The sequence below is a fragment of the Pedobacter sp. WC2423 genome (assembly GCF_040822065.1).
In the GTDB taxonomy this organism is placed as follows: Bacteria; Bacteroidota; Bacteroidia; order Sphingobacteriales; family Sphingobacteriaceae; genus Pedobacter.
In genome coordinates this window covers 4,516,275-4,542,918 of record NZ_CP162005.1, presented here as the reverse complement: position 1 = coordinate 4,542,918, position 26,644 = coordinate 4,516,275, and the positions used below count along the sequence as shown (strand labels likewise).

The following is a 26,644-nucleotide window of genomic DNA, read 5'->3' as shown; positions in this document are numbered from 1 at the left end:
GTTGGCTATGAAATTATAATGAAGCTTATAAATAAACAGACGTAAACGAATTGTTGTCTTTTTCTATCTGGGCAATAAATACAGCTTGTTTTTGAATAGAATTATGACTAAAAATCTGACTTAATGACAAACGCACATTATATTGCTTATAGATTTTACTGACTAAGGCAAGGATACTCAGCGAATTTCCTCCAAGATTTTGGAACCCTTCTTCAGCGGATATCGGATGATCCCCAAAAATCTCTTTCCAAATTACTAATAGCTCGGATTCCAACTCATTTGCAGGCAGCACAATATCTTTCTTTATAACAGAATTTAACAGCTCTTTGATATTAGTTTTCCCATTACTTAGAAGGGGGAACTCATTAACTTCAATAATTGCCGAAGGCAACATATAAGCAGGAAGATGATCACTTAAATATTGTTTTATCAGATCATCAACTGGGCCCTCAGTTATAATTTCATCCTTTCTTATAATAAAGGCGGTAATAGACTGTGCTGCAGGTTCAGCATTTGCATTAAAAACAACTATAGCATTTTTGACCCATGAGGATTTTAAAAGGAGGTGTTCAATTTCATCCAGTTCTATTCTGATGCCTCTTATCTTTACCTGACGATCATCCCTTCCTAAAAGATCAATTTTTCCATCGGCCAATCTTCTGGCCTTATCACCAGTCTTAAATGCAATTGTTTCCTCTGGAGTACCTGCGTTTAATTTGATGAATTTTTCTGCCGTTAGCGCAGGATCGTTTAGATATCCCTTGGTTGTATATTTTGAAATAATGTATAAATCACCAGGAACAAGTGGTTGACATGGTTTGAAATCAGCATTACTAATTAAGAGTTCCGTATCAGCTATAGGATAGCCGATTGGTATTTTTGCACTTCTGGCATCCTCCGGCTTAATTTCGTAGTAAGCTCTTATCATTGTTGTTTCCGTAGTCCCATAAAGATTAACCAGTTGAATCCTTGAATCAAACACATTGTACCAATTGGTAAGCTCTGAAGGAACTATTTTTTCTCCTGACAGCAAAACATGGGTAAGTAACTGAAATTTCGCCGGGATCAGACTTTGATCATTGATAACACGGAACATACTTGGTACACAATGGATCACATTGATTCTATTTTGATCAATCCAGTTCGTCATTTTCTCCAGGCTAAAGAAATCTTCATCCGCAGGGTGTATACATATTGTTCCTCCAGTTAATAGGGGTACAAAAATATCTCTTAGAAAGGCATCAAAATAAGGACTGATCAACTGACTGAATCTGCCACCTGAGGTAAAATTAAATTTCTCTATCTCCCATTCTAAAAACTGGGAGAGACTAGAATTCTTTCCGATAATACCTTTTGACTTTCCAGTAGACCCAGAAGTAAAATAGATATAAAGGCTATCGTGCTCTTGATAATCAACAGGCATTAAAGGAACAGTTTGTTCTTCTTGCACCAGCATATCTTCTATGCTTATCCTATTTAACTGTGTTATTGATTCTTTGTATTGTTTCCCCCCGGCAGTAATAATGAAATTCATATTCATAGCATGAATCATTTCTTTCAACCGGTGATCGGGTAAAGAAGAATCAAGCGGTACAAAAACACAACGGGCATTCACAATACCTATGATACTACTGATCAGCTGGAATTTAGTATCAACTGAAATCCCTACAATTGTTTCCTTTTCCAGGTGCTGATCTAAAAGAAAACGGGTAATTTTATTAGCCGCTGATGATAATTCAGCATAGGAAATAAACTGATCATTTTCTTCGATGGCTACCAGATCTTTATTTAGTTTCAGGCTGTTAAGCAATTTTTCTTGAAAAATCAATGAACGCATAGACATTCTTTTTTTGAGTTTAGGATGAAAATCAAATTGCAGCAGTACACCCATTCAAAAATGAATGCTTACCAGTGCAATTGTAATTCTGTTAATAAAATTTTATGATGGATATTTTTTTCTGCGTCAAGAAGTATCTGCAGCAATAATGGTTCTAAAAATATTCTTCGAGGAACAAACCAAAAGTGATTACAGTAATCAACAGATCACTCTCAAAAGGAATATTTATTGCAAAGTCTTTTTGACCATACTTGTTTTTCAACTGTTCAATTTCAGTATGGTTAAAATAACCCTGTTTTCTTATACTATCTGAGGAAAGGGTATCGTTGATAAATTCAATATTTCTTTTGATCAGATATGGGCTTCCGGGAGCTATAAAACCAAACTTCTCTCTATCAACTACTTGTTTGGGAACAAACTTTTCTGCGATTTTTTTAAGGATGTATTTCTCATTTAAATCTTTCAATTTTAATTCAGCAGGAACCTGTGTAGAAAACTCAACCAAATTAATATCTAAAAATGGATATCTTACTTCAATAGAATTAGCCATCGCCATTCTATCTCCATGATCAGAGATCAGGTGATCGACTAACCTCAGCTTATAATCAATGTATGCCCTTTTATTCAGAACATTCCTGTTTTTCAATCTATCCAGATTAACCAATGGATGATTCAGACAATCTATTTCATCAAACGATGAATTGATATGTTTTGAATATAAACGTTTTTTCACCTCATTAAATTCTCCGTAATTACGTTCATAAAAGAACGTTTTGTCCCCCCATAATCTTTCCCTCAATTTTTCCTCCTCAGCATTTGCCGTATTTGCAACCATATTTAACGCTCTCATTTTATCAAAGCGATAGCCTACATATCCTGCAAACAATTCATCCGCTCCTTCACCAGATAATATGACCTTTATATCTTTAGCTCTCACCGATTCAGATAACGAAAGAGATGCTGTATTATAGGTTTCTTTTATTGGACATTCACTGTGATAAACAGAATGCCTCAGTCTTTCGCTGATATCTTCCGAGAAGAAAGTCTTTTTATTAAGCTTTGCATTACTCGCAGTTGCAACTATGTTCTGGTATACAGACTCAGATAAATTTGAATCTGGAAAATCTATTGAAAATACTTCTTTACATACATCCGGTTGCAATTGCTTTACTTTCATCGTAATCATTGACGAATCTAATCCACCGCTTAAATACAACCCAGAAGGTACATCTGCCCTTAAACGAAGTCCTATTGATTTATCCAATAACTCTTCTAGCTTTTCTATATAATATTTTTCTGGCTTTTCGTCTGGAACATTTTCTCCCTCTGGATAGATCAAGTCCCAATATTCCTGTTTTTTTATATTTCCATATTCATCTACGATTAAGAAATGACCATTTTCCAGACTATGGATATTTTTAAACATAGTCCTTGGACTGATTAGTCCTGAAAACGTAAGTACTTGGTCAAGACCAACCATATCTACTTCTCTGACTACCAAAGGATGTTCAAGAATTGATTTAATCTCAGATCCAAAAATGAAGGTGTTTTGGGTAAAAGTATAAAAGAAAGGAATAATCCCCATCTGATCTCTTACGCAGAATAGTCTTTTCCTTTTTTTATCATACAAAGCAAAAGCAAACTGCCCATTTAACTTATTTAAAAAATCAGGTCCATAATCTTCATACAAATGCAGAATAACTTCTACATCAGTATCTGTTTTAAATGAATGTCCCGATTTTTTTAATTCTTCTTTTAGTTCTAAGTAATTAAAGATCTCTCCATTACAAATAAGGATCAAAGAATTATCCTCATTAGACATAGGTTGCATGCCGTTTTCTAACCCGATGATACTTAACCTGCTAAATCCGAAAGCAATATTTTCATAAAGAAGTACTTCTTGGGCATCAGGACCTCTATGTCTCAGTTTATTATTCATACCATGAACAATGCTTTCGTCTTCCTGAGAAACATTCTGGTTAAATTTTACAAAGCCACAAATTCCACACATATATATTATGATTAACTTAAATTATTAAAAAGATTCATTTTCAGCCACAATCAAAGACTATTGAAATCTGTCCATGATCAGCTTTTTTCCAAAATTATTGTACAAAGGCAGGTGATTAGTTGTCAATTGGTTATGCCAATACCATTTCCTCAATCAAAATCTTCTTATTTTCAAGAACATGTTTGAGTATATTTAAATAGTATTTCATTAGCATACTGATTGTATCGTTATCATACAATTCATCACTATAAATGAAGCGAATGAGGAACTCATTATTCTGTTCTACAACTTCAATTTTCAATTCAAATTGTGTCGTTAATTGCTTACCGGACCGAATAGGAATAAAACCAATTGATCCTGGATTAGTACTAGCTTGTGTAAGATTCGGAAAGGAAAAGTGCACATTTATTAGTTTATCCGATAGCTGTTTTTGAGATCTTAACCCTTCAATAATACTTCCAAGCTGGAAATCCTGATTATCAACAGCCTCCATTACGCACTCTTTCACCTGCTCTAGAAACTCATCAAAAGAATCTTCCTCGTTTATGCTCATTCTTAGCGGTAAGAGATTAACAAAAGTTCCGACTATTTTCATTAATTCAACATCCCTTCTTCCCATCATGTCAGTACCAATAATAATATCATTATTGCCGGTAATTTTTTGCAGTAGAAGGTAATAAATAGCAAGAAAAAACATAAAAGGGGAAGCATTCGAATTAGCAATATGCTTTTTGGTAGCAGCGTATAATTCAGCATCAAGTTTTAAAACTTGTATTGCAGCTAAAGTCGCATCAATTAGCTCCCGCTCTCCACTAACAGGCAGATTTAATTGGGGCAGTTCTCCAGATAATTTCTCCAACCAGAATTTCTTTTGTCCCGATAAATTTTCCTGAAGATTACGCTGCCAATAAACATAATCAACGTATCGTAAAGTGGTGAGAGACAATTCTGCTCCATTATAGATACTTCGAAAATCATTCATCAGGATATTTAAAGAAACACCATCACATATAATATGGTGAATGTCTAATAGAAGATAATTTCCTTTATCTTTTATTGTCAAAAGCAGAAATCTTATCAAAGGAAAGGAGGAAAGAGAAAAAGGCCTTATAAATTGAGTAAGTATTTCTTCTGGGTCTTTTACCTCCTCTTCAATTTGAACTTCCAGGTTGAACTTTAATTCAGGATGAATAAGTTGAATGACACCATCTTCAACCATTTCAAAACTTGTCCTTAAACTTTCATGTCTATTAATTAATATCTCTATTGTCTTTTCAATCTTTTTGATATCCAGTTCACCTTTGATCTCAAAAAGATCGGAAATATTATATGCGACGCTAGCTGCATCTATAAATTGTTCTCCAAATAACCGCTTTTGCTCAGAAGACACTGGATAATAATTTTTTAAACCAACATTTTGTATATCAACTGATACATGAGCAGCTCTTCTGCTAACCAATTTCACAAGTTTTCTTACAGTCGGATTCTCAAATACTTCACGCATCGTAATCTTCACAGAAAAGAGTTCCTGTATCTGGTAAACTAGCAAAACAGCTGTAAAAGAATGGCCTCCTTCTTCAAAAAAATCATTATCAACTCCAATTTTATTAATGTCAATCTTCAAGATATCAGACCACAATCCGACCATTTTCCACTCGTCTTCATTTTCTGGCGGTTCGTATCCATGGTTTGTCCCAAATTCAGGTATTACTAACAAATTTCTGTTCAGCTTACCATTTCCCGTGAGCGGGAAATCAGTGACCTTTGAATAATGTTGAGGAACCATATAATAAGGAAGTCTATCAGATAAATAAGATCGAATAGCCTGAATATCCAAATCTGAATTAGAAATATAAAAAACTACAAGAACCTTTTCTTCATCCCTTTCTTTAGGAATTACAGCGACTTTATTTATTCCTGGAAATTGTTGTAAATGAAATTCTATTTCCTGCAATTCGATTCTTACTCCCCTTATTTTAACCTGATCATCAATTCTACCGAGATATTCTATATCCCCATTTGAGAGCCAGCGCACCATATCACCTGTAGAATAGATGATATCATTTTCTTTGTGAGGATTACTAATAAATTTCTCCCTGGTAAGTTTTTCATTATTTATATAACCCCTGGCCAATCCTGCACCTCCAATATACAATTCTCCTATTACTCCCTTGGGTACCAATTGCTTCGAATGGTTTAACACATACAATTGTATATTGTCAATCGGTTTACCAATCGGAATAATTTTGTTTTCTCCTTCAAAACTACATTCATAATAGCTAACATCCACCGTAGCTTCTGTTGGCCCATAAAGGTTAATCAGACGGGTCTTATTCTGTTTATTCAGGTTGTGTCCGAATTGTGTAACCTGATCAGGCTTCAATGCCTCTCCACTTGCAAACACAAGTCGTAAACTCTTTGCTTTTTCATCATCGGATTCCTTCCCAATCCCCGAAAGAAACACGGCCAGCATAGGCGGAACAAAATGTATTACTGTTACCTTATATTCTTCTATTACTTTAATTAATTCAGCAGGATCTTTCTCATCCCCCTGTTTAAGCAGACATAAAGTTGCCCCAGTCAAAGACCACCAGAACAATTCCCACACTGACACATCAAAGACAAGCGGAGTTTTTTGTATTAAAACATCCTCTTGACTAATTGGATATTTCTTCTGCATCCATAGTAACCTGTTAATTAAAGAATGATGCTCAACCATTACTCCTTTAGGATTTCCAGTCGAACCAGAAGTATATATTACATAAGCGAGATCTCTGCCATTTAAATTCAATTTTGATGAAACGAAAGATTCAACCTCAATCTCAGCTAAACATTCATCCAAGTTTATTATTGGTACAGAAATACCCTCTTTTAAATGTTTGGTGCGTGTTATGATTAATTTAAGCTGGGAATCTGAGACCATGTAAGCAACCCTGGAAATTGGATATTCAGGATCTATCGGAACATAAACTCCGCCCGATTTCAATACTCCAAAGATACCAGGAATCAGATATTCCTCCCGTTCAAGCATCACTCCAATTAAATCTCCAGTCTTTATTCCAGCAATCCGTCTTAAATAATTGCCTATACGATTTGATAATATATGAAGTTCCCGATAACTCAATTTTTTATCGTTAGTAACGACAGCAGTTTGGTTAGGTGTCTTAGCTACCTGAGTTTCAAATAAAGAGATAAGGTGGGAATTCTGAGGATAAGGAACAGTCGTATCATTGAATACAAATAATAATTCATGTTGTTCAACCTCAGACAATATTTGTATGTCAGCAATTCTTTTGGAAGGATCTGACAAAACAGCTGTTATGATATTCCTAAAATAAGCTGCGAACCTCAGTATCGTTTCTTCTTTAAATAATTCTGTTGAATAGTCCAGATGTAATTGGATTTCACCCTTCCCTTCACTTGCAATCAATGTAAGATCAAACTTAGTCGCAGTAAGTTCATTTGGATAAGATTTAATTTCAAGACCTGGAATAGAAAGTTCAGTTTCAAGAATATTATTATAAGAGAACATCACATCAAATAATGGATTATGTCCGCTCGTCCTTGATATTTTTAATTCATCTATTAAAACTTCGTAAGGATAAGACTGATTTTCAAAAGAAGATAAAGAAGTCAATTTAATCTCTGAAAGAAATTCTATGAAGCTAAGGTTACTATTTGGTTTACTACGTATAGGAAGTGTATTGACAAACATCCCCATCATTTTTTCAATGTCAGGATGCTGTCTTCCAGATACAGGAACCCCAGTCACAATGTCTTCCTGACTACTTAATTTACTCAATAGAATATGGTAAATAGCCAGTAATACCATAAACATAGTAACTTGTTCTTTATTCGCTAACTTTTTTAAGTCACCAGTTTGCTCTGTCAAAATTTTAAAACTTATTGATCTTCCACTGTAATCACGGATTGAAGGTCTTGAAAAGTCCAATGGTAAATTTAATGTCGCCGGAAGATCACTATATTCATCAGCCCAAAATCTCTTTTGCTCAACTAAGACATTTTGAAAGCCCTCATTTTGCTGCCATTCTGCAAAATCTTTATATTGAAGAGATAAAACTGGCAAATCCGTATTGTGATAAAGTTGCATAAATTCCTTTATCAATATTTGCTGAGAAGTTGCATCAGTAATAATGTGATGCATATCTATCATTAATATGGATACATTAATAGCTGTCTGCATTAATCCAAGCCTGATTAACGGAGCCGATTCTAGTTCAAAAGGTCTGAAAAATTCGCTTATACATTTGGAAACATCCTGAGCGCTAAAATATTCTATATCAAAGTCCACCTGTTTTGATATACGTTGCACAATTTCGCCTGCTGAAACCTTAAATGAGGTTCTTAAAATTTCATTTCTGATAATTAACTTATTAAAAGCATCTTTAAGGCGTATATGATCCACTTGTCCATGAAGCTCCAGTACCTGGGGCATATTATAAGCAAGAGAATCACTATTTAATTCGTGATGGTAGTATACCCTTTTCTGAGGGGAGCTTAATTTATAAAATTCCGCCTCCTCCACTCTTCTAATTGGTGAACTCAGTATTTGAGTAGACTTATTTTCCCTTAAAGAAGCAATAATCTCCGAAATTTCAATGATTAGGTTCTTATGGAAAAACTCATAAACTGCAATCCTGACTCCAAAAGACTTCTCTATACGATAAATAATTGTAATCGCATTTAAAGAATTCCCTCCCAGCTCAAAAAAACTTTTGTTTACACTCACCCTTTCTTCTTCTATTTCCAATACCTGCGACCAAATTTCAACAAGTATTGATTCAGTTTCATTTCTTGCCCCCTGATGTTCTCTTTCAATCAAGATTTCAGGTTGAGGAAGTGCTTTTTTATTTATTTTTCCATTATCGGTTAATGGTATAGCTGCTATCGGTACATAATATGCAGGCATCATATATTCAGGAAGCTTCAATAAAAGAAAATTACGGAGATCTTCTTTTTGTATTTCCTTCTTTGAAACATAATAAGCTACCAAGTAGTTATTACCTTTCTTTTCCATCACTTTTACTATAGCCTCCGATATATCATCATGCTTTAATAAACAGCTTACAATCTCTCCGGGTTCTATCCTGAACCCCCTAACCTTAACCTGGTCATCAATCCGGCCAGCAAATTCAATATCACCATTTGCTAACCATTTGGCAGAATCACCTGTCCGGTAAATTCTCTTTCTCTTATCTATCGGATCTTCAGTAAATCTTTCATTAGTTAATTTTTCGTTTCCAAAATACCCTCTGCCAACTCCATCTCCTCCTATACATAATTCGCCAGGTATATTTATAGGCAGCATCATGCCATACTTATCTAAAATTCTTATTTCAGTATTTGCTATAGGAGAACCGATAGTTATTAGATCAGCATGAGTCAGATTTTTAATTGTTGACCAAACTGTTGTTTCTGTAGGGCCATACATATTATAAATTTCACCTTTATAATAATTTTTCAAATCATTAAATAGCTCCCCAGAGAGTGCTTCACCGCCTATCATTATAATTTTTATTACTCGCAAAACTTGCTGGAACCTTACACTTGATAGAAGAAGCTTTAAATGGGACGGAGTAATTTGCATCATATTTACTTGCTGCCTCTCTATAAGTGCAGCCAGTAAATCAGGATCTTTTTGTTGAGCTGATGTTGCCATTACTATTTCCATCCCTCTTAAAAGCGGAATAAAAGTTTCCAATACAAAAATGTCAAAAGAGTAGGTAGTTAAAGAAAGGATAGTTCCATGCTCAGAGAATTTTATTTTTTGACTCACTCCAAAAATAAAATTCACAACATTTCTATGTTCAATCATTACACCTTTCGGATTTCCTGTAGAGCCGGAAGTATAAATCAAATAAGCCAGATTTGAAGATGGAAAATTCATTTCAAGATTATCCGTTCCGATATTTAATGATTCTGTCAATGAAACTTCTATACAATCAATATCAAGTGCTAACTGATGCTGAATATTTTTCAGCTTATCTTCAGTCAGCAACAATCTGAGTCCACTATCAGCAATCATATATTTAATCCGATCGATAGGATATTCAGGATCAATCGGCACATAAGCACACCCAGCCTTTAAAACAGCTATCAAACTGATAATTAAATCCTTAGACCTGGAAAGCAAGACACCTACAATACTTTCTTTTGCTACTCCTTTTTGGAGAATAAGCCGTGCCAGCTGATTACTTCTTTGATTTAGTTTATCATAAGTTATTTTTTCATCCCCAATACGGAATGCAATTGAGTCCCCTTTAAACAATACTTTTTCTTCAAATATTTTAGTAATTGTTTTTTCCTTTTCATAAGTTAATTTCGTACGATTAAAATCATTTATTAAAACTTCTGTTTCTTCACGGGAAAGCATATCTACTTGTCCAATGCCAATAGTTGTGTCTGTAAAAACTATCTTAAGGATATTTCTGAAATAAGATATAAATCTTTCTATGGTTTCTTTTGCAAACAATGAAGTAGAATACTCAAAATCCAGCTTAATTTTACCAGCACTTTCAGACGCTGACAAAGTAAGATCGAATTTTGCTACCGCACTTGTTTTTTCATAAGCTTCTAATGCCAGATCTTTGATCAGCAAGGTTGTACTCTCAATATTTATAAAAGAAAAAACACTTTCAAACAAAGGATTACGGCTTACATCACGTTGAAGTTCCAATTGATCGAGCAGTTCTTCGAAAGGATAGGACTGATGTTCAAAACACGAAAGGGTCTTTTGTTTAACCTCAGCTAAAAACTCTTTGAAAGTAAGATTACCCTGAGGATTTGTACGTATAGGCAGCGTATTGACAAACATCCCTAGGATATTTTCCAGTTCTGCATGCTCACGGCCCGCTGCAGGTACTCCAATAATGATGTCTTCCTGGTTACCCAACTTGCTCAGCAATATACTATGAACCGCAAATAATAACATAAACAAGGTCACACCTTCCTTCTCAGCCAGCTTTTTCAATCCGGATGTTTCCAATTCATTCAGCTCAAAACTTAAATGGTCACCCGCATATTGTTTGACTAGCGGACGGGGGAAATCAGCAGGAAGCTCCAATGTCAGCACCTCATTCTCATATTCTTTTAGCCAGAAATCTTTGTGTAACTGGTGTTCCTCCTGTTGTCGGTCACTTTGCTGCCATACCGCATAGTCCTTGTACTGAAGGTTCAATTCTGGCAGTACCTCTTCATTGTATAAAGCCATAAAATCCCTGATCAGGATATTCCTGGAAACTCCATCAGATATGATATGGTGCATATCCACCATTAATATATGTTCCTCTGTATCCAAAGCCATCAGCCCCAAACGAATCAAAGGTGCCCTGGAAAGTTCAAAAGGTCTGATGAAATCTGCAATAAGCTGATCTGGATCACCGCCCTGGAAATAAACAATTTCAGGATCAGCTTCTTCCGCCACCCGCTGCACTGACTGACCATCAACGATCTCAAAATAAGTCCTTAAACTCTCATGACGGAGAACCAATAGTCTAAAAGTCCTGTTAAATTTTTCATAATCAACCTTACCTTTTATCCTGACAATCTGCGACATATTATAGGCAAGTGCATCCTTGTCAAACTGATTTAAGAAATAAAGACGTCTCTGCGCATAACTTAACGGATAGTAATCCGCTTCCGCTGCCTTAGGAATGCTCACATAGCCGGTACCTGATTTTCGTAGTTCTAACTTTGTACTCAGATATTCGTCCAGCTTCTTTACTGTTGTCCAGTTGAAAAACTCTTTCACCGAAATCTCCACATTAAACTGTTTATGAATCCGGCCAACTAAAGTCAGTACTTTGAGCGAGTCTCCACCCATTTCAAAGAAATCATCATCAATATCCATCCCCGGTTTACCCAGAATATGCTGCCATAAGTCCAGCATCGACTCTTGCGACAAAATACGATCCTGCCCCACTTGTTCTTCTGCAATAACTTGTAACAAAGAATCTGGTGCAGAGGATACCCACCGCTTATAGCGCTCATCCAGTGCTTTAACTGAAACTACTAAACGTGGGTGCGTTAAAAAATGAAGACTATGTTCCAGCACACTTGTCAGTTCTTCACCACTAATATAGTCGTCTGCAATACCTGAGAAACTCAGTCCATCCAGATCAACACTCATCCATTGCCTCAAACGTCCCAATTTACGCTGCGACTTCAGGTAATAATCCATATAGATATTTGCCGGGCCATAAGCCCCAAATCCTAATCCGCCCAATACTGTTGATAACGAAGAAATCAGGATACAGAAATCCAGCTCCCGGGAACTAAACACAGCATCCAGCACTTCGACGCCTCTTACTTTTGGATTAAATTGTGCCTGGAAATCTGAAGCAGTCAGTTCATTTGCCACATTAATGCTGCTTCCTGAAACTACCCCTGCCGCATGGATCACACCATCAACTTTACCAAACCTTTCTTCAGCCATCTTTACTGCTGCCTCAACAGCAATCTCATCCGAAATATCACAACTTATATAGAATACCTGAGCACTCAAATGGCCAGGATGATCTTCTCTTAAACTTGCACTGCGTCCGAGCAAAATCACATTCGCCTGGTAATTCTTCTGCAAATAACCATTTAATACTGAGCCCAACTGTCCGGACCCTCCGGTAATCAGGTAAGTTCCTCCTGCTTTGAAAGCAGGTGAATCAAGCGCTCCATCACTGGAAAGAGAATCAAAGATCTCTCCCCATCTATGCCCCTGACGGAGTGAAACCACACTACCACGATCTCCTGACTGCAATTCTTTATACAAATTGTCCAATACCAGTCCGCCGGATATTTCAGACGAACTGATATCAATATGTCTTCCCGATAAACCGCTATATTCCTGCGCCAGCACTTTAAGTAAACCCAGTGACATTGATTGAACACCCGAAATCTCCCCCTGCTCCAAAACAGGATGCAGATCACTGGTCAAAACAACCACCTCTCTGGATACATTACCCTGATCAGCCCAGCATTTAACAGCCTCCAGTAAACTATAGAAATATCGGTCACCCGAAGCATCCGTATAAAACTTTTCCTGCTCTCCATCCAGACCCCAGCCATGAACAAGTTGCTCTGCAAACAGACCATAATCTGACAAACTTGCAAAAAGGGCCTGGTAACCACTTACCTCAACCGGAGCCACTCGATAAGACAAAGGTGATTCCTGCGCATAAGCCAACCCTGTCCGTACCCGGATAACTTTTCTTCCCGACTCAAGATAACGGGAAGAAAGTCCTTCAAAAACACCATCATCATCGATAAATAATAACACACTGCCCTTAGCCTTTACTGACAAAGCAGGCATTGAAAGCAGTTTCCAGCTGGGGTAATAAAACCATTCCCGAACTGCCTTCCGGCTTTCCTTCAGCACAGCAGGATGCAATGCCGATAACAATTCCAGGGCATTCACATTTACCGGGTACCTTACCGGCTCAAAACTATAAGTCGGCAGGGAAACTTTTTTACGAACCTGTCCGCTATAAAACCCATTCCAATCTATCTTCACTCCATGGCTCCAGAGCTTGCCAAAACCTGTTAGTAATTGTTTCAGATCATTGCCTTCTTCCTGTGCACCACGCACAAGAGAGACCACCTGATGACTACTGTTTCTTAAATGATGACTACGGATAAAAGTACTCAGTGTCTTACCCGGTCCAACCTCTATCAAAACCGCAGCACCCGTACCCGACAATAACCTGCCTGCACCTTCGCTAAAACGAACAGGCTCACGCAGGTGCGATACCCAGTAGGCCGCCTGGCCAATCTCATCAGCCTGCACAAATTCACCCGTAACATTCGAGATAAAAGGAAGTTCAGGCTTATTGATCTTTACTTTATCCAGTACCCCCTTAAATTCATCCAGTATTCCATCCATCAGATGAGAATGGAAAGCATGAGAAGTATGTAAAATCCGGCTGCTGTAACCAGCCAGTTCAATAGTCTTTTTAAACTCAGCGATCTGCTCGCTGCTACCCGAAACCACACACTGGGAACTGCTGTTGTGCGCAGCCAGGCAAACCTGGGGAGCCGAAGAAAGATAATCCTTCAGTTCTTCTTCAGCAATACCGATACTCAGCATATCACCAACAGGTGCACCCTGCATCAATTCGCCCCTTTTACTAACCAGCAATAAGCTGTCTTCCAGTGAAAAAACACCACTCAAACAGGCGGCAACATATTCTCCGATACTATGGCCGATCATTTTATCCGGACGGATACCCCAGCTCATCAGCAAACGGGCCAGTCCATATTCTACAATAAACAACAAAGGCTGTGCATAACGTGTCTGGTTGATCAGCTCAGCCGCAGAACCAAACAATACAGGCTTTAAATCCACACCGGACTGTAGCTCCACAAGGTTAAAACACTGGTCCGCGATCTCCTTGAAATAAGGCTCCTGCGTATACAAATCAGCATACATCTGCACATACTGGCTACCCTGGCCAGAGAACATAAAAATCACCTCCGGAGCGCTGGCAGCTTCAACTACCGCTGCATTAGCTGATTTGGCAGACAGCAGCGCTGCCTGGAGTTCTTCCAGGTTACTACAAACCAGGCTCTTGCGGAAACTAAAATCCGAACGTCCCCTGGCCAGTGTATAAGCCACATCTGCCAGTTCAGCAACCTTTCCGGATTCCAGATAAGTACTGAATGCCTCCAGGTTACGGTCCAGTGCAGCCGCACTTTTGGCTGAAAAAACAAGTACCTGTTCCGAACGGCTTTCACCAGAGCCTTTCACAGCAGGAGCTTCTTCCAAAATAAGGTGCGCATTAGTCCCTCCGATACCAAAAGAACTCACCCCAGCCCTTAAAGGATATTTGTCATTCCGCCAATCCTTAAGAACAGTATTTACATAAAACGGACTCTCTTTAAAATTGATCTCGGGATTCGCCTGCTCATAATGAAGACTTGCCGGAATCTGACGGTGCTTAATCGCAAGAACTGCCTTGATCAGCCCCGCTACACCAGCTGCCACATCCAAGTGGCCAATATTAGTTTTTACTGAACCCAAAGCACAGTAATGCACCTCACTTTTCCCAAAGGCAAGATTCAGCGCTTCAACCTCTATAGGGTCTCCAAGGCTCGTTCCGGTACCATGCGCTTCCAGCATACCGATGCTCTCAGCGGGCACCTTAGCTAATTTCTGCGCTGTCATAATAGCTGCCGCCTGCCCGTTAACAGAAGGTGCCGCATATCCAACTTTACCATTTCCGTCATTATTAATACCGGAACCTTTTATAATAGCATAAATATGATCACCATCTTTAATTGCATTCTTTAGTGTTTTCAGCACAACCACACCAGCACCTTCCCCATTCACAGTTCCACTTGCCGAAGCATCAAAAGCCCGGCAATGACCATCTTTGGAATGGATCATCCCTTCTTCATACAGATACCCCTTTTTGGATTTATTTGAAAGAGAAATTCCTCCGGCTAGTGCGATATTACAATCAGAGAACAAAAGACCTCTGCAAGCCTGATGAATAGCAACAAGAGAAGTAGAACAGGCTGTATCGATAAAAACAGATGCCCCCTGAAAATTTAGTGCATAAGAAATTCTGGAAGAAAGAAACCTGATATTCCCTAATTGTGACGCTGAAAAACTATCAACCATCCCATCTCTATTAGCTAGTTGCGAATAAACCTCCCAGTTTAGGTTTGCAGAAGAACCTACATACATTCCTATTCTGTTATTTGCATCATTTAAATTGCACCCAGCATCCTCTAACGCCGTCCAGACACACTCATGAAACATCCGCATTTGTGGATCCATCAATTTGGCTTCGTCTGCATTATAATTAAAAAAAGTATTATCAAAGCAGTCTTTATTTTCAACCATCCCATGTGCTTTGACATAAGATGGATTATCAATATTGCTTAGTATTTCCCCTTCTCCTTCAAGTTCCTCATCGGTAAAAAAACTTATTGATTCTACTCCTCCGTTCAAGTTTGTCCAAAATTCTCCAATGTTACTGGCACCTGGAAATTTTCCAGCCATACCAATAATTGCAACTTCAAAACCAGTGTAATTTTCCATCATTAATCAGTTGTGTTTTCCAAAAAGTTTAAAGTATTATTTGCCTCTTCTATAGCATCATCAATATTGCTGTTTATAGTCCTGAATTCAGAATCTCCATTATGGAGATAAGCTTCGATGCTTATTATAGATGGCATCCTGAATGATTTAGCCACAGAAATATGAGTATCAAATTCAGTATTAATCATTTTATTAAGCATAATCATACTTACTGAATGTCCTCCAATATCAAAGAAATTTGCATTAACGCTTATTTTAGATGGATCAGCATTTAGTACTTCAGCCCATATTCTGACTAACCGTTCCTGTGTATCATTTTCCGGCCTTAAGTAATCATTATTGAAATTGATTTCAGGAAGCGGTAATGCCTTTTTATCCACTTTACCACTTGCTGATAAAGCAATATCATCCAATTGGATAAAAAATCCGGGAATCATATAACCAGGTAATTCTGCAGATAGAAGTACTTTTAGATCTTTAGGGTCTAAAGATTGTGCCGAAGTATAATAAGCAACCAGAAATTCATCGTTATCCTTTTTCATTAACAGCACCGATGTTTTAAGGATAGATTTATGTTTGAGCAATTGACTTTCAATCTCACTCAGTTCAACTCTGTTTCCTCTGATTTTGACCTGATTATCTATCCTACCTATAAATTCCAGATTCCCATCCGGTAACCACCTTGCCAGATCTCCGGTTTTATACATAATTTCACCTGCATAAAAAGGATCCCCAACAAATTTATCTCTTGTAAGCTCTTCATTATTCAGGTATCCTTTTGCCAAACCATCTCCAGCGATGCAAAGCTGCCCATATATACCTAACGGTTGAAGCTGATCATAACGATCAACAATATAGATTCTTTTATTAGCTACAGGTTTTCCTATGTTATACCCAAAAGGCTGGATGTCATATTTTAATTCATAACATGTAGTCCAGATAGAATCCTCTGTTGGCCCGTATAAATTATAGAGTTTAAAAGGTAATTCCCAATCTGGATAATAATGAAATTTATCCCCCGCCACATTCAGAATCTTTAAGTCACAGGATCTGACATTTAAAATATGCTTTAATAAGAACTCTGCAATAACAGAAGGTTGATAGGATATTTCAATTTTATTCTTCTCCAGCCAGGAATACATTAATTCCGGATCCTGGCGAATTTCCTGTTCTGCGATATAAAGTCTGCCTCCTGACGCCAGACAAGGCCATATCTCAAAAGCAGACGCATCAAAAGATATATTTGCCACCTGACTGGATCTTGTACCCACTTCTGTGTCAAAGAAAGCTTTATGGGCCACCAACATATTGGTTATTCCACTATGTTTGACTTCTACACCTTTTGGTTTTCCGGTTGTTCCAGAAGTATAAAGTATATAGATTAATTCATCGAAACCCAACGTCCTCAAAGGATTTTCGGATGTCCCGGCCAGAACAGCTATTTTAGCTATCGGAATAATTTTAGTTTGATTAAAAATACTGCTGTCCTGTTTTTCATGTACAAGAGATTCCTGAATCAGCAAAAGATCTGCCCTACAATCGTTCAGAATAGACTGGGTTCTTGTAACAGGCGTGTTGGCTGCTAAAGGAACATATGTCCCACCCGCTTTTAGTACACCTAACATGCAAACGATCACTTCTATAGAAGGATCAAACAATAACGCTACACGCGGATAATCCTCATTTCCTAACTCTTGTTTAAGCAAAAATGCAATTGCATTCGCATTGTTATTTAGTTCTCTATAGGTTAAACTTTCGTTCGACATAGCAATAGCAACCTGGTTTGGGTTACGCGCCACCTGCTCCTCGAAAAAGTCGATAACCGTCTTTTTTCTGGAATAATCCGCTCTTGTGTTGTTAAACGTATTTAACAGTAAATTACGTTCCTCGTCAGGAATAATTTCCAGCCTACTTAAAGATATATTTACTTCTGAAAGTACCGATGTTAAGATTTTTTTGAAATAAGCAGCAAAGCGCGTTATCGTTTCCGCCTTAAATATTCCTTTGGCATACTCAAATCTCAGTCTTAAACCATGTGTATGCTCTGTTATATCCAATGTCAGATCAAATTTAGACATCACTTGACTAAACTTGACAGGACTGATATCAAGCCCCGGAACAGACAAAGCTGTTTGCTCATAATTTTGATAACTAAACATCACATCAAACAGCGGATTCCGGCTGGTATCACGTTTGATATGCAGCTTCTCAATCATTTCTTCATAAGGATAAGACTGGTGTTCAAAACACAATAATGTTTTTTGTTTTACCACGGATAAAAATTCTCTGAAGCTCAAATTACCTTCAGGACTTGTCCTTATTGGCAACGTATTCACAAACATGCCCAGTATACCTTCCAGCTCAGCATGATCCCGGCCCGCCGTCGGAACACCAACTACTATATCTTCTTGATTACCAAGTTTACTCAGTAAGACATTAAAAGCAGCAAACATCAGCATGAACATTGTTACACCTTCTTTCTCTGCAAGTTTTCCAAGTGCCGAGCTTTCCAGCAGATCCAATTCCCAAATCAATTCTGCTCCCGCATGTTGCTTATCCAGAGGACGCGAGAAGTCGCCAGGAAGCTCAAGCGCCGGTACTTCTTCCTGGTATTCCCTTAACCAAAAATCCTGATGCAAAAGAGTCTCTTCCTGTTGTGCTGCACTTTGTTGCCATACCGCATAATCCTTGTATTGAAGATTTTGTACAGGTAATACAGCTGCACTGTACAATGTCATAAAATCCTTGATCAGGATATTTCCCGAGATCCCATCTGATATAATATGATGTACATCCACAATCAAAACATGTTCCTCTAAGGCTAAAGAAATTAGTCCGACCCGGACCAATGGAGCCTTAGATAGATCAAATGGCCTGATAAAGCTATTTAATACTGCAGGTAATGATTCAAAATCACATTCCATCTCAACAATTTCCAGCTGCGTTTCATCCAGTACCTTTTGTACAGTTATCCTGTCAAATGTTTCAAAATAAGTACGAAGTACTTCATGATACTCCAGCAAACTATTAAAGACCTCAGTCAAAAGCATTTTATCTAGTGTTCCAGATAAACGTATTGCTGATGGCATGTTATAAGTCACTGAGGATTTGTCAAACTCATACAAAAAGTACATTCGCTTCTGAGCATAAGAGAGCGGATAATAATCAGCAGGCTGAGCTTTACTTATACTTTTAAAAAGGGAAGGCTGAGCCTTTTTCAGAAAATCATGCAAATGAACAATTGCTGAATTTTTAAAAATATCCCTGATTGGCATTTCTACATTAAACTCTTTAAATATTCTGTTTGCCAAGGCAGCAGCCTTTAAAGACTGCCCTCCCAACTCAAAGAAGCTGATATTTGTACCGATTACTGATTTATCTACAGCTAATATTTCTGACCATATTTCTGCAAGCTTTTCCTCAATTATACCAACAGGCATTTGAAGTTGCTCAGTTGTTTGCCTTTTGTAATCTGGTAATGATTTTCTATCTAATTTTCCATTACTGGTCAAAGGAAAGTTGTGCATATGTACATAGTAAGAAGGCACCATATAATCAGGCATTTTTTCGAGCAAAAACATCCTCAAAACAGAAGAATCTATAGCTACAGCCGAAGTATAATAAGCTACAAGGAACTTATCTTCTTTATCCTGTTTCATCAGAACAGTGACTTCATTAATACCATCATAATTCAGCAGATGACTTTCGATTTCTCCCAATTCTATCCGGAAACCTCTGATTTTTATCTGGTCATCTATCCTTCCGATGTAAACCAAATCACCGTTATCTCCCCATTTTACCAGATCGCCTGAGCGATATAATTTTGCACCTGCCTCATAAGGATCATCAATAAATTTCGCATTCGTTAAATCCTCTTTACCAAGATAACCTCTGGAAACACCTGCTCCGCCTACATATAATTCTCCAATTACTCCCTGGGGAACAAGTTTTTGATATTTATCCAAAACATAAGCAGAAAGTGTAGGGATAGGTTTTCCTATGTTACTTAAATTACTAAGGATTTCAACTATTCCAATTTCTTTATAAGTTACGTGAACCGTTGTTTCTGTAATCCCAAACATATTGATCAGACTAACCAGAGGATATTTAGTTCTCCAATCTTTAAGATTTCCCGGGCTTAAGGCTTCTCCTCCAAATATCACATAATTAAGACACAGGGCTTTATCCCCAATTTCATTTTCTTCCTTGATCAGACTGTAAAATGCACTTGGCGTTTGGTTCAATACAGTTACTTTTTCTCTACGTAACAAAGAGAGGAAAGCCTTAGTATCTCTTGCTATATTTTTGGAGATGACAACCAGTTTCCCTCCAAATAACAGAGCACCATACATTTCCCATACACTGAAATCAAAACAGTGACTATGAAACATAGTCCAGACATCTCCGGTACCAAAATTAAACTGGAATTTATCATTGAAAAACAGCCGGACTAAATTTTTATGCTCCACCATTACCCCTTTTGGATTTCCTGTCGTACCTGAGGTATAAATAATATAGCATAGGTCTCCTGGACTAACTTTCCTTGCAGGTAATGAGCGCTTTTCAACAAATTCAAGATCTTCTATATATAAGTAATCCAAGTCTTCCCGCAGCGCATACACAAATCTCCGGCTCATTAAAACCAACTCAGATCCGCTATCTTTCAGAAGATAATCGATTCGTTCTTTAGGGTAATCAATATCTATTGGCAAATAAGCCCCCCCCGCTTTGAGTACCCCAAGCATCCCTATAACAGTCTCTATTGAGCGGTCTATTAGTATGGAGACAATTGAATCAGCTTTTACTCCTTTATCATGCAATAAAGAAGCTAATTGATCCGATTTATCATTTAGTTCTTTATAGGTCAGCTGTACCTGATCCATAACTATAGCAATATGTTCCGGAGTCCTCATCACTTGTTCTTCAAACAAGTCGACAACTGTTTTTTCCCTGGGATAATCAGTTGTTAAATTGTTAAACTCATTGAGCAATTGATTTTGTTCCGCTGAAGAGATCATTTCAATCTCACTCAAGCCAATGTTTCCATCTTCCAGAACGGAACTTAAAATTTTATTAAAATAGAATGAGAAACGTTCTATTGTTTTTCTTTTGAATACCCCTGTAGCATATTCGAATGTAAAATGTAGTTTATCATCTTTTTCACTTACATCCAGCGTCAGGTCAAATTTTGACATTACCTGCCCAATCTCTTTTATTTTCAGTTCAAGACCAGAAATTGATAGTGCTGTTTGCTGATAATTCTGATAACTAAATACTACATCAAACAATGGATTGCGTGCTGTATCCCTTTGAATACTCAGCTCGTCAATCAATTCTTCAAAAGGATAGGATTGATGTTCAAAACATGAAAGGGTCTTTTGTTTAACCTCAGCTAAAAACTCTTTGAAAGTAAGATTACCCTGAGGATTTGTACGTATAGGCAACGTATTGACAAACATCCCTAGGATATTTTCCAGTTCTGCATGCTCACGGCCCGCTGCAGGTACTCCAATAATGATGTCTTCCTGGTTACCCAACTTACTCAGCAATATACTATGAACCGCAAATAATAACATAAACAAGGTCACACCTTCCTTCTCAGCCAGCTTTTTCAATCCGGATGTTTCCAATTCATTCAGCTCAAAACTTAAATGGTCACCCGCATATTGTTTGACTAGCGGACGGGGGAAATCAGCAGGAAGCTCCAATGTCAGCACCTCATTCTCATATTCTTTTAGCCAGAAATCTTTGTGTAAATGGATTTGTTGCTGTTGTAACTCACTTTGCTGCCATACTGCATAGTCCTTATACTGAAGGTTCAATTCTGGCAGTACCTCTTCATTGTATAAAGCCATAAAATCTCTGATCAGAATGTTTTTAGATTCTCCATCAGATATGATGTGGTGCATATCCACCATTAATATATGTTCCTCTGTATCCAAAGCGATTAGCCCCAAACGAATCAAAGGTGCCCTGGAAAGTTCAAAAGGAGCGATGAAATCTGCAATAAGCTGATCTGGATCACCGCCCTGGAAATAAACAATTTCAGGATCAGCTTTCTCCAACACTCTTTGTACTGGCTGATCATCAATAATCTCAAAATAAGTCCTTAAACTCTCATGACGACGGACCAATAGTTTAAAAGCCCTGTTAAAAAGTTCAACATTTATTTTTCCAGTCAGGATAAGGAATTCCGGAATATTATAGGCAAGTGCATCCTTATCAAACTGATTTAAGAAATAAAGACGTCTCTGCGCATAACTCAACGGATAGTAATCCGCTTCCGCTGCCTTAGGAATGCTCACATAGCCGGTACCCGATTTTCGGAGTTCTAACTTTGTACTCAGATATTCGTCCAGCTTCTTTACCGTTGTCCAGTTGAAAAACTCTTTCACCGAAATCTCCACATTAAACTGTTTATGAATCCGGCCAACTAAAGTCAGTACTTTGAGCGAGTCTCCACCCATTTCAAAGAAATCATCATCAATATCCATCCCCGGTTTACCCAGAATATGCTGCCATAAGTCCAGCATCGACTCTTGCGACAAAATACGATCCTGCCCCACTTGTTCTTCTGCAATAACTTGTAACAAAGAATCTGGTGCAGAGGATACCCACCGCTTATAGCGCTCATCCAGTGCTTTAACTGAAACTACTAAACGTGGGTGCGTTAAAAAATGAAGACTATGTTCCAGCACACCTGTCAGTTCTTCACCACTAATATAGTCGTCTGCAATACCTGAGAAACTCAGTCCATCCAGATCAACACTCATCCATTGCCTCAAACGTCCCAATTTACGCTGCGACTTCAGGTAATAATCCATATAGATATTTGCCGGGCCATAAGCCCCAAATCCTAATCCGCCCAATACTGTTGATAACGAAGAAATCAGGATACAGAAATCCAGCTCCCGGGAGCTAAACACAGCATCCAGCACTTCGACGCCTCTTACTTTTGGATTAAATTGTGCCTGGAAATCTAAAGCAGTCAGTTCATTTGCCATATTAATGCTGCTTCCTGAAACTACCCCTGCCGCATGGATCACACCATCAACTTTACCAAATCTTTCTTCAGCCATCTTCACCGCTGCCTCAACAGCAATCTCATCCGAAATATCACAACTTATATAGAATACCTGAGCACTCAAATGGCCAGGATGATTTTCTCTTAAACTTGCACTGCGTCCGAGCAAAATCACATTCGCCTGGTAATTCTTCTGCAAATAACCATTTAATACTGAGCCCAGCTGTCCGGACCCTCCGGTAATCAGGTAAGTTCCTCCTGCTTTGAAAGCAGGTGAATCAAGCGCTCCATCACTGGAAAGAGAATCAAAGATCTCTCCCCATCTATGCCCCTGACGAAGTGAAACCACACTACCACGATCTCCTGATTGCAATTCTTTATATAAGTTGTCCAATACCAGTCCACCAGATATTTCAGCCGAACTGATGTCAATGTGACGACCCGATAAACCAGTATACTCTTGTGCGAGTACTTTAAGTAAACCCAGCGACATCGATTGAACACCCGAAGTTTCCCCCTGCTCCAAAACAGGATGCAGATCACTGGTCAAAACAACCAGGTCTCTGGAAACATCTCCACTATCAAGCCAGTATTTAACAGCTTCCAGCAAACTATAGAAGTAACGCTCACCAGAAGCATCCGTATAAATATTTTCCTTTTCTGTGGTTAATCCCCAGCCATGAACAAGCTGTTCTGCAGATACCCCATAGCCAGAAAGACTGGCAAACAACCGCTGGTAATCACCTGCCTGACCTGGAGCTAAGCGATAAGATAGCGCTGACTCTTCTGCATAAGCCAACCCCGTTCTCACCCGGATAACTTTCCTTCCCGACTCAAGATAACGGGAAGAAAGTCCCTCAAAAACACGATCATCATCAATAAACAATAATACACTGCCTTTAGTATCCACTGACAAAACCGGCATCGGAAGTAATTTCCAGCTTGGATAATAAAACCACTCCGGAATAGTCTTTCTGCGTTCCTTTAATGCAACAGGATGTAACTCTGATAACAATTCTATTGCATCCACATTTACAGGATACCTTACCGGCTCAAAACTATAAGTCGGCAGGGAAACTTTTTTACGAACCTGTCCGCTATAAAACCCGTTCCAATCTATCTTCACTCCATGACTCCAAAGCTTGCCAAAACCTGTTAACAACTGCTTCAGGTCATCTCCTTCTTCCTGCGCCCCCCTTACAAGAGAGACCACATGGTGACCACTGTTTCTTAAATGATGACTACGGATAAAAGTACTCAGTGCCTTACCCGGACCAACCTCTATCAAAACGGCTGATACTGTATCCGATAACAATCTGCCTGCACCTTCGCTAAAACGAACAGGTTCACGCAGATGTGATACCCAGTAGGCCGCTTTGCCGATCTCTTCTGCCCGGACAAACTCACCCGTAACATTCGAAATAAAAGGAAGTTCAGGCTTATTGATCTTTACTTTATCCAGTACCGCCTTAAATTCATCCAGTATTCCATCCATCAGATGCGAATGAAATGCATGTGAAGTATGTAAAATCCGGCTGCTGTAACCAGCCAGTTCAATAATCTTTTTAAACTCAGCGATTTGCTCGCGGCTACCCGAAACCACACACTGGGAACTGCTGTTATGCGCAGCCAGGCAAACCTGGGGAGCCAAAAAAAGATAATCCTTCAGTTCTTCTTCAGCAATACCGATACTCAGCATATCACCAACAGGTGCACCCTGCATCAGCTCACCTCGTTTACTCACCAGTAACAAACTGTCTTCCAGTGAAAAAACACCACTCAGACAAGCGGCAACATATTCACCTACACTATGGCCGATCATTTTATCCGGACGGATACCCCAGCTCATCAATAGCCGCGAAAGTGCATATTCTGCAATAAACAATAAAGGCTGGGTATAACGTGTCTGGTTGATCAGCTCTTTCGATGTGCCAAATAATACAGGTTTTAAATCCAGACCCGACTGGACCAGAACAATTTTTAAACATTCATCCACTGTAGCTTTAAAAGCCAGTTCCTGTACATAGAGATCGCCATACATCTGCAGGTATTGACTTCCCTGTCCGGAGAACATAAAAATGACTTCAGGAGCAGCTGAACCTTCTACTACTGCTGCTTTGTGGGTTATTGCCTCACTTAAAGCTTTTTGAAGCTCAACTGCATTACTGCAAACCAGGCTCTTGCGGAATTCAAAAGCTGTGCGTCCCTTAGCCAGCGTATAAGCTATATCGGCCAGCTCAGCAACTTTACCTGATTGCACATAAGAACTAAATGATTCCAGGTTACGGTTTAAGGCTGCTTCACTTTTTGCTGAGAAAACCAGCACCTGGCCCAAACGACCATCACCTGACCTTTTAACAGCAGGAGCTTCTTCCAGGATAATATGTGCATTGGTTCCCCCGATACCAAATGAGCTGACACCTGCCCTTAATGGATATTTGTCATTCCGCCATTCTTTAAGCGCAGTATTCACATAAAACGGACTCTCTTTAAAATTGATCTCCGGATTCGCAGCCTCATAATGAAGACTCGCCGGGATTTGACGGTGCTGAATCGAAAGCACTGCTTTGATCAGGCCCGCTACACCTGCCGCTACATCCAGGTGGCCAATATTAGTTTTTACTGAACCCAAAGCACAATAATGCGCCTTACTTTTCCCAAAGGCAAGGTTTAACGCTTCTACCTCTATAGGATCTCCAAGACTCGTCCCTGTTCCATGCGCTTCCAGCATCCCGATGCTCTCAACAGGTACCTTTGCCATGTTTATGGCTTTTAATATGGCCTGAAATTGTCCATCAATACCAGGTGCAGTAAAAGTTATTTTATTGGCTCCGTCATTATTGATACCACTGCCCAAAATAACTGCGTGGATATGATCTCCATCAGCTATCGCATCACTTAATCTTTTAAGTACAACAACACCAGCACCTTCTCCTATTACAGTTCCACTTGCCGAAGCATCAAAAGCCCGGCAATGCCCGTCCTTAGACTGGATCATCCCATCTTCATGGAAGTACCCCCTGGTTGAATAATTTTGTATAGTTACACCACCTGCAAGTGCTACTTTACATTCTCTTAGTAGCAAACTCATTGCGGCGCGCTGAATAGCAACTAAAGAAGTAGAACAGGCAGTATTTAAATAGATAGAGGGTCCCTGCAGGTTAAGCGCATAAGAAACCCTTGAACATAAAAATGTAATATCACGCAATTGCGAAGCGCTAAACTCATTAACAAGCTGCTCCTTATTAGATAAATAGGCATAATTAAGCCAATTTAAATTGGTTGCCCCACCGGCAAACAAGCCAATTTTATCCGTATTATTTTCAACATCAATACCAGCATCTTCCAAAGCTTTCCAGCAAATTTCATGAAAGATCCTTATCTGTGGATCCATTAAAGAAGCCTCGGCTGCAGAATACCCAAAAAAACCGGCGTCAAAAAACTCCTTATCCTTTACAAATGCATTTGCTTTAACATAATTTGGATCCCTTAAAATATCACTTTGAATTCCACTTTCAGTCAGCTCCTGATCAGAAAAGGAAGTTATTGATTCTATGCTATTGCTGAGATTATCCCAAAATTCGCTGATATCTTTCGCACCCGGAAATTTCCCGGCCATTCCAATGATTGCAATTGCAACCCCATTTTGATTATTCATTATAATTAACTTAAATGAGATGAATTTCCGTGTAAAAAAATGACATATGTATACCT

The 26,644-nt window shown here is 38.6% G+C and carries 4 protein-coding genes; all 4 read right to left on the bottom strand.

Annotated features, from left to right (window positions below):
• Positions 1 to 25: 25 nt before the first annotated feature.
• The gene (locus AB3G38_RS18860) at positions 26 to 1,891 is read right to left on the bottom strand and encodes an amino acid adenylation domain-containing protein (RefSeq protein ID WP_367865342.1); all 1,866 of its coding nucleotides are present in this window, start codon (positions 1,889 to 1,891) and stop codon (positions 26 to 28) included.
• A gap of 100 nt (positions 1,892 to 1,991) precedes the next feature.
• On the bottom strand, positions 1,992 to 3,848 hold the full coding sequence (gene asnB / locus AB3G38_RS18855; RefSeq protein ID WP_367865341.1) for an asparagine synthase (glutamine-hydrolyzing): 1,857 nt from the start codon (positions 3,846 to 3,848) through the stop codon (positions 1,992 to 1,994).
• A 130-nt stretch (positions 3,849 to 3,978) separates the two neighbouring features.
• Positions 3,979 to 15,909, bottom strand: a complete 11,931-nt coding sequence (locus tag AB3G38_RS18850; RefSeq protein ID WP_367865340.1) for an amino acid adenylation domain-containing protein — start codon at positions 15,907 to 15,909, stop codon at positions 3,979 to 3,981.
• The gene (locus AB3G38_RS18845; RefSeq protein WP_367865339.1) at positions 15,909 to 26,588 is read right to left on the bottom strand and encodes an amino acid adenylation domain-containing protein; all 10,680 of its coding nucleotides are present in this window, start codon (positions 26,586 to 26,588) and stop codon (positions 15,909 to 15,911) included. The genes AB3G38_RS18850 and AB3G38_RS18845 overlap by 1 nt, the downstream gene beginning before the upstream one ends.
• Positions 26,589 to 26,644 lie beyond the last annotated feature (56 nt).